Genomic DNA, 9964 nt, shown 5'->3' on the forward strand with positions numbered 1-9964 from the left:
TTATACCGTCATCAACCCTGCCAAGTCATCATCCCACCCTGACCTAACCGGTTCATAGGTGGGATGAATCGTAGGGATTATTGATCACATAGTCTTCCGAGAGACAAACGTTGGTCAGGTAGTGAGGTTACTTTCCCCCGGATTCATCCGTCGGGTTTGTACTACTCCTTTCTGACACAACCTAGAGCTTTTTGGTAGATATGTCTAAATTTGTAGATATTTTCTGATCAAACCAACCCCTAGAGCCAAACCGGTTTTCTAGCGGGGGAGAAGTTTACCGGAAGCCCACGGCGGCTTGCCAGACAAAGGCTAGCAGCAAGAAGAACACAGGGATGACTGGTAGAACGTCCACCACTGGACCAAAAATAGAGTAAGCTTCGGGTAATGTTCCTAACAGGAGTGCAGCTTCCATATCTTAAATCTTCCTTTCCAACACAGATTTAATAATTGACATGTATCTTAACATGAAGTGAACAGCCATTGAGCAAATTGTGTAGTGAATTGATCACTTAAGATGGCTGCCCTGATCGCTTGAGTAAACCGAATTAGCTCAGTCACATTGTGGTGAGAGAGTAACATATAGCCTAGAGATTCACGCGATCGCACTAAATGGTTCAGATAAGCACGACTGAAATTCTGACAGCAATAGCAAGGACAACTGGCATCTAAGGGGGAAAAATCTTCCCGAAACTGGGCGTTTTTCAAGTTCCAGCGTTCCCCCTGGACTAAGGCGCTACCATGACGTCCCAGGCGAGTGGGAATAACGCAATCAAACAAGTCTATGCCAGATGCGATCGCTAAAACCATTTCCCTGTAGGTACCGACCCCCATCAGATAACGAGGCTTATGCCATGGCAGTAATGGAGCGGTTGTCTGGACAATTTGGTGAATCAATTCAGGCGGTTCCCCCACACTGACACCACCAATGGCATAACCTGGTAAGTCCAGCTCGACCAAGGATTCGGCAGCCCTTTGACGCAAATCTAGGTACACCCCACCCTGAACTATACCAAACAAAGCTTGTTGTTCAGGGCGATTGTGGGCAACAATACAGCGTTTGAGCCAGCGATAGGTTCGTTGAGTTGCTAATTCTACCTCAGTTCGCTCAGCTGGATAGGGGGGACACTCATCAAATGCCATGATCACATCTGCTCCCAAGGCATGCTGAATTTCCATACACCGTTCTGGGGTTAGATCAATCATCCGCCCATCCCGAGGAGATCGAAACCTCACCCCCTCTTCAGTAATAGTACGGAGCTGGCTTAAGCTAAACACCTGAAAGCCACCAGAATCAGTTAAGATTGGTCCGTGCCAACCCATAAATCGATGCAGACCACCGGCTTGTTTAATGATGGCTTCTCCCGGTTGCAGATGGAGATGATAGGTATTAGCCAAAACCATTTGCGCCCCAGCTACCTCTAACTGGGCTGGTGTTAGAGTTTTTACCGTTGCTAGGGTGCCTACTGGCATAAACCTGGGAGTTTCCACCACACCATGGGGGGTCACAAACACCCCAGCTCTTGCCTTAGTGTGGCTACAGGAAGCCTGACATTGAAATGAAAAATTAATTTTCTGTTGATTCAAGTTGATCTAGGTCTTGAAATATCGTTAACTAGACCATAGCTTCTAATTCGGTTAACCCAGGTTAAACTCTTGCGTCTTCGATATTTTGTATTAGATGCATCCAACTTGGAGCAAGCCAATACTTATACCCTTGAATTTCATTAATCAACCTGTAACCTTCTAACCTTCTAACCTTCTAAGCTAAAAAGGACTATCTGCATCATCATCAATTTGCACATCCCATTTCGCGCTTAGAACCTGTGTGACCATAGCTTCAAGGGCTTCCGCCTGAAGTTGATCAACACACTCTTGTTGCAAGGGATTCAACAGCGGAATCAGCCGCAACTGACGATTTTCATTAATTAGGTCAAAGTATGCTTCTTGGGTTGGAGACTGACTCAGTTGTAAATAGTCAAAACTATGGACATTGATGTAAAGTGTCCGATTGGCAATCAGGGTCGAGCAATGGGGATCAGCAAATACTTCCTGAACTAACCCTTCCCCCTGGTTCTTTAGTTGACCATCGAGAGTGTGGATGTAACGGACGCAACCTAAATCACCAAGCAAGCGTTTCATATCTCGCTTGTTGATGATAATGCCAGTTTCAATGATGCAAGGAGCTGGGAGTTGGTGTCGAGATTGGTGGTGACTCATGGATAAAAGCCTATAATGCTTTTCAGGGCTGATATTGACATGCAACTGGTATATTTAATTGATTGGCGAGGCAACCCTAAAGGTTAAACCAATTGATGAGAACATAGCTACGGCAACGGGTTAAAACCAACAATAAAGGTTAATGGTTATCGTACTTAATACCTAATCTAAGCATGCTTAATGGTTAATACAAGCGTATAAGCGTGTAAACCTACAAGCGTTTAAGGGTGTAAGGGTGCCTAGTAAGCAGCAAGAGATAATTCCAATAGATGCAGGGGATAATCTCTGTTAGGTGTTTATCTTTAAATAGTTCACAGTAAACTCGTCAAATCTAGTCAACTAGATTACTCCTGTTTAAGGTTTTACCCTTATTGAGTGAACACCAACAGCTTATATCCCAAATGGGGTCAACCCATTGCCAACTACTTTTTATTGATGCAGTCGCGCTATAGCCAGGGGCCGTGTGGAGCACATTCGAGCACCTTGTCAGCCCCGTGGAAACCACGGCAGTTGCTCATAGGGGAGACCCCCTTTGGCCGCACTGCCTCCCCGTTGTTGGCGCTGCATCGCTTCTACCAAGGAATGTTGATTGAGCCGTTTTGGTCGGAACGAACTAACTAGATTGGCAGCCCGTTGCTGTTGAGACCTAACCCATAGGGTGGAGTAACTTGCTGCTTATAACAACAGCTTATGACACCATACTATCCCAATCTTTCGATGGTGCTCAAAGGAAAATTCAGTGACATCCTCCCGGCGCTGATGCTACGCATACAGCGCGGGCTTCCAAGAATCACTTCAAGGATTTCCTGGTTGCTCCCTTGTGGGGTTTCGCCTCTGACCTAGATTGGGTTGCCCCAACCCCCGGTAGACCGACTGCACAGGCAATTTCGATTCCCGACTGTCCATCGGTACTGATCAGTTGTATCCCTCTATTTTTTATGACTTGACCGCTAGCTACATCCCTATCGGTTTTATACCCACAATCAGGGCAATTGTGAACTCTAACACTCAAGTCTTTTTTGACTTGCCCACCACACTCAGGACACTGTTGAGAAGTCCTCCTGGCATCTACTTCACCAAAAAACTTTCCACGCTTCCAGCACACATACTTAACGATGGTTCGGAATTGTCCAAACCCAGCATCAAGCATATACTTACCCAACATCCCTTTGGCACTAGTTTGATAGTCCAAATCTTCCATGAAGATCATATCTCCAGCATCACAAAGAGCATGAGCTTGTTTGAAGTGAAAGTCCTTCCGAGTGTTATCAATTTTGTGGTGAAGTCTAGCAATCTGCATCCGCTGTTTCTCGTAATTCTTAGACCGTTTCTGCTTTCTAGACAACCTACGTTGCAGCACTTTCAGCCTACTTTGCAGGGTCTTAAAAAACTTCGGCGGCTTGACGAGAGCACCATCACTTGTTGCTAAGAATTTTTCCAGCCCGACATCGACGCCAATGGGATGACCATGTGGCATAGGGTCTGGAACACTGACATCACATTGAATGTTGATAGATGCATACCATCGGTCAGCTTTCCGTATGATTCTCACTTGCTTGACCACAAACCCGTTAGGGATTGGGCGATGCAAGTTAATTGGAATCAGTCCTATCTTGGGCAATTTGATGTGCAAGTCCGTAACCGGATTGTCTTTAAACTGAGGGAACAGCAAAGACTTGAACTGCCCATGCTTTTTGAACCGTGGAAAGCCAAAACCACGGGACTGAAAGTACTCCCAACCTTTGTGCAACTGCTTGATAGCTTGCTGAAGAACTTGAGAAGGAACCTCCTTGAGCCTGGGAAATTCTTTCTTAGCGTTGGGCAGGTTGTTCAGTTGATTAATTTCGTTAGGAAACTTTGCTTCAGATGAAATGATGTACTCTTTTTCAAGAGAGCATCTGTCTATCAAGCATTTGCGACTATCACACCAATCTTTGATCTCCCGCAACGCATAGTTGTAAGCACTGCGACAAATTTCCATCGACTCAATTAATCTTTGTTCTTGAGTGGCGTCTGGGTAGATTCGGTAGCGATAGTTCAGAGTCAACATCCTAATATTCTAGAGGATTTACTGGCTGTAGCGCTACTGTTAAATGTTGTTAATTGAGGGGGTGTTTAACCCCCTCAATTAACCTGGGGGAGTCCATGTATCCCGGCGCTAACAAGATCAGATATAGCGCGGGTCTTATCGCTCCCCCAGGTTAATTGATTAGTTGAACCTCCCCACCCTGAAGAGGGATGGGGTATCCTTTGCACAACAACGCTCGTTGCTGTTCTCGACCTGGGCGTGACTTTCCCCCGCACGGTCGGTAGCTGAGTGGGGTCAATACCCAGTTTTTTTTGAGACCCTTACTTTTTATATTAACACTATTTGAGAGGGAAAAGAATACCCCGTCCTCTTAGGTCGGGGATGAATTTTCCCTCTCAAACTCTCCCACTCTGATCAATTTCAGTAACAGCAGTAACCCATGAAGTATTTTACCGGACAACAATTTAAACAATGGGGACGTCAACTTTTCTGTTCAATGAGCAGTGCTGTAACTTTTTATACCTGTATTCCCCTACCAGCTAGCTGGGGGATGGAGTTTCGGGGCATTGCCCGTTGGGCACCGATGATTGGATTGCTGATTGGGGGGATACTGGTAATATTAGATACTTTATTGCAACAGTTGGGGATGCCAGTATTCACTCGCTCTGCTGTAGTTGTGGTCAGCTGGCTTGCCCTGACTGGAGGATTACACTTAGATGGGGTGATAGACACAGCGGATGGTTTAGCAGTTCCAGATCCCCAGCGCCGTTTAGATGTGATGGCAGATAGTGCTACAGGAGCGTTTGGGGCAATGGCAGCCTGTACTCTATTACTGTTAAAAACAGCTGCCCTAACTGATATCGGGGCTTATCGGTGGGCAGCTTTGATGGGAGCAGCTGCTTGGGGACGCTGGGGACAAGTAGTAGCGATCGCATTTTATCCCTATCTCAGACCCACCGGTAAAGGAGCATTTCACAAACCATGGATACGTATTCCCCAAGATATTCTCTTGGGATTATTCGTTGTCTTAAGTTTATCTATAGTGCCAGTGTTGCTTGACCCGACAAATGCTTGGTTCTCCTTAACCATGGCCATCGGAGGATGTGCGATCGCTCTACTGACTGGCGGCTGGTTCCACCGCCAGCTGGGGGGACATACTGGAGACACTTACGGAGCAGTGGTGGAATGGACAGAAGCCCTGTTTCTGTGCTTACTGACCCTCATCCTTAACTAATTCTTTCGCTAATTCTTTGGCAAAGACGACCTGTTGGTTAATCGAGTACTTACCGACTCGACCACTAACCCCCTAAATTGGTTTAAGTCGGGTTATCTTTAATCTGAACGTGCCACCGCCCGTTGAGCCAAAGGCACGCACCCTGATAATGTACTCATCTGTCTCAGTGATGCGAGCAAATAACAAGGAGTTAGTACTCCCATCTGGTCCATCATCATTTTCCGCTACCGTAGAACCATCAGAAGCAATCACAGAGATCATCGTGTCAAAGTTGTCTGAGATCAGGTCGATGGCAACTTGGTCTCCCGCATCAAGATTTACTACATAGTCTCGGGCAAAGCCACCGTCCCCGATCGGAATATCTTTTTGAGTCAGGGTGTCAACAATTTCTTTGCTATGGGAAATCGGCTGCGGATTGTACAGGTTTTGTGCTCTGGCTACCGGTGCAGTTAAGCTCGTTGCCAAGAAAGTTGCTGCTACAGGTATAACCCAGCTAAACCAAGCAGCAAAAGCTTTACTCATCTAAACTAGATATCTTTTAGTTGCTAACATTTCTAACACTGTACCCTAACCCCCTTCAAAAAGCAGGGTCGTGTCGAGTATGGGATTGAAGTAGACCCAGGCTATCCCCTGACAATACAACCAGCTTAATCTATTGCTGACGGGATGTTCCACCGCCAAATTTTTGAGATTTTTCCTACTTTACTCTAGTCATTTTATAAGCACAAAAAAGCATAAATTCAACGCGATCGCTATTTCAACCTCACTTCGAGATAACCAACTTTATCCAGGAATTAAAAGCTTTGAGTCTGTTCTGCTCTCTCCTCAAAAAAATCGCCAATTTATGACATCAAACTGAGGTTATTTCCCTCAATATTTACTTCGGAAGAGATTTTTTTTACTAGAACTTGTCAATGATTCATTTATCCTATATAATACTGTTATAGGAAGAGTTAAAACAAGGCAACCAAATGAACAAGTATGTTTGTACTACAGAAGCAGCATCTCTCTTAGGTATTTCTTCTCGGCGATTGCGCCAACTTCTAGAGAAGGGTCGGGTTCGGGGTGCTTATAAAAGTGGGAAATTCTGGATTATTCCCTTGTTCAACAATCTGCCCCAAATCACGAAAGGCACTAGAGGACCAAAAGGGAAATGGCGCACTAATCGTGCTCCGGCTTTAGCTAAGATCAATGTCAACCGCAATAACATTGGCTCGAATATCCACAAAAGCCCCGAAGAACGGAAGCCAGTGATTTCGGTAAAACGAAGCGGCAACAATATATACGGCAACCAGGTAGAAATCCTTGGCCCGTGCCGCATTGTCTATAACCCGGATAACCCACTATCTTGTGGTGCTCGTCTATGGATCGAGACCTTCAGTGATGTCCACTTCATTGGTGGCCGTTTCCCTGCCAGCTAATGGTCGATTTTTGAGCGTCCGCTCACCATAGCGCAATAATCGTTGGATCGTTTCCAGACGGTTGTCCCATACCTGGACTTGATACGGTTGCTCAACTGATTGTCCAAACATCCACGTCTGAAAGCGAGTACGGAAGGATGACATGGACAATTGTGCTGATAGCAAGCTCATCATGGATGGCTTGTCCGCTAGTCGATTCAGCAACAGGGAAAGGGTATCGGCTTGTTGTCCCCAGTCTGAAAGGTCTGGTTCTCCAATCACGATTTGATTATTTGCCAACATAAAACTCCATTCCTGTTGCAGAGCCTGATAACGTTCTGCTGCAGTTAGGAACGGTTGACGGTAAGGTACTTGTATTTCAGTGGTAGCCTCTTGTTCTCCTTGAGTGCGTGTCAAGATACCCCTGAGATTATCATTGAGATTTTCTACTGCAAATAGGGCATAGCCAGGAGCTGGTAAATCTCGCAGCAGTTGGATTTGGTCAACAGCTACAATATCGGGTAAATTCAATAGACGAATCCCTGGCAAAACTAACGCTGAGCTGAGGGATGATTTTTTTAGCCATGGCTGGGCTAATTTCTGTAACTCTTCCGTTTCCAATGCATAAGTCATCGGTACCATCAGGTCAATCTCACCCCGAGATGCCCAATCTTCCCAGTTTTGTTGGATTTTTTGCAATCGGTCTTCCCGAGGCATGGGAAATACAGCAGCAGATATAATCAAGTCGGGACGTTTCTGGCGCAGCATCTGTGACACTGACTTGACTAAAGTGTCAATTTGCTTTATACGGAAATCTGTCCACTGTCGCCATAACTTCTGATTCCTTGGGTCAATCTCAATGGGGTCAACACCGGTCAATTCCTGAAACTGTTCACGGGCTGCCTTACCATAGCCAAAGGTATGACCAGCTTTGGGGTCTTGAAACGGGTAGCGAATATAGTCGAGTTGAATCCCATCCACTTCATAGCGGCTGGCTATCTCTTCCAATAGCTTAGTTAGATAATCCCGCACTTCCGGATTAGCCGGGTCAAGAAATGCCTTTCTAGTTCTTTTGTGAAACACACGTTTTTCGTTATCCAAGATTGCCCAGTCTGGATTCTTGGATAGCACTGGTCCGAGATAGTCTGCTGGTTGATCTAAAACCGCATTGTGACGCTGGTTAGCTGCAGCAAACATCCAAACCCAAGCGTGCAATTCCATCCCTCGTTCATGGGCTAACTTGACTGCTGCTTCTAGGGGATCCCATCCTTCAACCAAGGGATTTTGCTCTGGTGCGATCGCACTCGGGTAAATCGTATAACTAGCGTTAACCGTTTCAAAAAAGATGGTGTGAAAACCAGCTGTAGCCAATTTGTCAAAAATCTTAGCTAAATCTTTTTCAGACTTCGCCTTAACAATAGTACCCCGGTCTAGCCAAATTGCTCGAATCTCTGACTGGGCTAGTTTACGATCAATTGGGTAGTTTTCCCACAGGGTATTTCGTGCTGTCATCCACAGCTGACTAGCCTTTTGATACTCCCTGCGAGCCACTGCTCGACGATAATTTTCCAAACCCACTCTAGCCTGATTCAATGCCTCAATAGCTAAGTCAGTAGCTGAGTTAGTTTCATCCGTTGTTTCCTCAGAGGTTTCCGACACTTGCTTAGCACCAGCAGTGACAAATTGTTCGATAGCAGCACCTGTAGATAAATTGAGATTACTGTTAGCTGCATCAGCTCTTAGCAAAGCACTTTCAAACCGACCAATCAGATTTTCCAACTCCCGCTCCATCGCAGTGGCTTGCTTTAGGCTTAGAATTCGTCTTCTATATCGCGGTGGTGGGGCTTTTGCTGGCTTGGGTGATGGGGCTAATCGGGAATTGCTAGGCTTGGCTGAAGCATCTGTGTTATTTCCAGACTCTGAATCCTCTGTTTCCACCTGTTTCTGGGCAATAGTCGTTTCGATATCCCCACAATTCTGTGGTGAGTGATCAGAGGATTGAGATGATGTAGATGAATCACTAGTGAGTTGGGCATCAGTGACATTGACATCAGTGACTTGGACATCATAGCGACCAAGAGCCGCTCGTAACCAAGCACTATCGACTTCTGCCGGAGCTACGCGATCGATACCCCAGCGCCAACCAAAAAAGGTAGCATTATTAGAGGTTACTACAGCAGGGGGCTTGTCAACCTGACTCCAGACCGCAGCAGTAGTGGAATTAAGATCAGTAGGAATGAGAGTGCCACCCTGAATGATGCCTGTAATGCCAGTATCCTGCACCCATTTTTGGTTACTGTCTGGGGAAGGATGGAGGATAGAGGGTTGGGTCATCGCAAACCCCCAATAGGCACCCAAAAGCTCACGCAATTGTTTGCGGATGTCAGGTTTGGAAAGTAACCCAGTCGGACCGGTGACAATAACTTTTCCTCCTTGTGCAATCCACTCCTGTAACGCTTGGAATTGTTTTGGGTGGAGGAACTCGACATTAGGCAAAAATAGCAAATTAGTGTTATGGAAGTCAGAGGCTTTCTTAACTTCAGTCAAGTCAACAATACAGTAGTTAACTCCAATTGAATGCAAGCGTTCGGTAATTCCAGACCAATGCCCTTGATTATCCCGACTCTTAACTACTCCCAGTTGCACCGTTTGAGCACTAGCAGCTGGTAACCATGGTAGAGAATTGAGCAAAAGCCCGATTAAGGTACTAACTACAATAGTCTTGAGATCGATAGGATTAGATTTGACTCTGGTTAAATCTCCGATCAAGGGGGTTAGCTGCTTGGACAAATACCACTGCCAATTGGAACTATCACTACTCCTGAACACCGTTTACTCCTTAAATTTTTATTATCCAAATCCTAACCTCTGTTGGTAATTAACAACGTTAGCGAGAAGTGCGGATTTAGATCAGTGCGATCGCATTAGGTATAGCGCTACGCGCAAGTCAGAAGTCAGTGCGGCTTGTTCCTACTAGGAGCCTCTAGAAAATAGAGGGGTATGAGTAGGGGACTTCGCGAGGAATAAAAACCTCAAAAGTCTAACTGTCTAACGGATGCGGGTGAAAACCCCGCCCTTCAGGAG

At 45.8% G+C, this 9964-nt stretch carries 8 protein-coding genes; 2 read left to right on the plus strand and 6 right to left on the minus strand.

Translation table 11 applies throughout. The features are described 5' to 3' along the window. Window positions 1-274: 274 nt before the first annotated feature. From F6K37_RS23240 to F6K37_RS23255, 4 genes are all read right to left on the minus strand, one after another. The gene (locus F6K37_RS23240; RefSeq protein WP_008177837.1) at window positions 275-412 is read right to left on the minus strand and encodes a photosystem II reaction center protein K; all 138 of its coding nucleotides are present in this window, start codon (window positions 410-412) and stop codon (window positions 275-277) included. A gap of 47 nt (window positions 413-459) precedes the next feature. After that, window positions 460-1584, minus strand: coding sequence for a tRNA guanosine(34) transglycosylase Tgt (tgt, locus tag F6K37_RS23245; RefSeq protein ID WP_008177840.1), 1125 nt, complete (start codon window positions 1582-1584; stop codon window positions 460-462). Between the two features lie 180 nt (window positions 1585-1764). Further along, window positions 1765-2217: a hypothetical protein gene (locus F6K37_RS23250; RefSeq protein ID WP_008177841.1), complete on the minus strand. Its 453-nt coding sequence runs from the start codon at window positions 2215-2217 to the stop codon at window positions 1765-1767. A 790-nt stretch (window positions 2218-3007) separates the two neighbouring features. Further along, complete coding sequence (locus F6K37_RS23255; protein WP_008177843.1) at window positions 3008-4267, minus strand: RNA-guided endonuclease InsQ/TnpB family protein; 1260 nt, start codon at window positions 4265-4267, stop codon at window positions 3008-3010. Between the two features lie 418 nt (window positions 4268-4685). On the opposite strand from F6K37_RS23255, the gene cobS reads away from it, so the two are divergent. Beyond that, window positions 4686-5480, plus strand: coding sequence for an adenosylcobinamide-GDP ribazoletransferase (gene cobS / locus F6K37_RS23260; protein WP_044491793.1), 795 nt, complete (start codon window positions 4686-4688; stop codon window positions 5478-5480). A 72-nt stretch (window positions 5481-5552) separates the two neighbouring features. Here the strand turns inward: cobS and F6K37_RS23265 are convergent, their stop codons facing one another. Beyond that, window positions 5553-6002 (minus strand): PPC domain-containing protein, encoded by a 450-nt coding sequence (locus tag F6K37_RS23265; RefSeq protein ID WP_008177847.1) that lies wholly within the window; start codon window positions 6000-6002, stop codon window positions 5553-5555. Between the two features lie 449 nt (window positions 6003-6451). Here F6K37_RS23265 and F6K37_RS23270 point away from each other — a divergent pair, with 449 nt between their 5' ends. Then, the gene (locus tag F6K37_RS23270; protein ID WP_287252406.1) at window positions 6452-6901 is read left to right on the plus strand and encodes a MerR family transcriptional regulator; all 450 of its coding nucleotides are present in this window, start codon (window positions 6452-6454) and stop codon (window positions 6899-6901) included. Here F6K37_RS23270 and F6K37_RS23275 read toward each other — a convergent pair. After that, complete coding sequence (locus F6K37_RS23275) at window positions 6842-9709, minus strand: glycoside hydrolase family 10-like protein (RefSeq protein ID WP_287252407.1); 2868 nt, start codon at window positions 9707-9709, stop codon at window positions 6842-6844. The genes F6K37_RS23270 and F6K37_RS23275 overlap by 60 nt on opposite strands. Window positions 9710-9964 lie beyond the last annotated feature (255 nt).

This window comes from Moorena sp. SIO4E2, assembly GCF_010671945.1.
In the GTDB taxonomy this organism is placed as follows: Bacteria; Cyanobacteriota; Cyanobacteriia; order Cyanobacteriales; family Coleofasciculaceae; genus Moorena; species Moorena producens.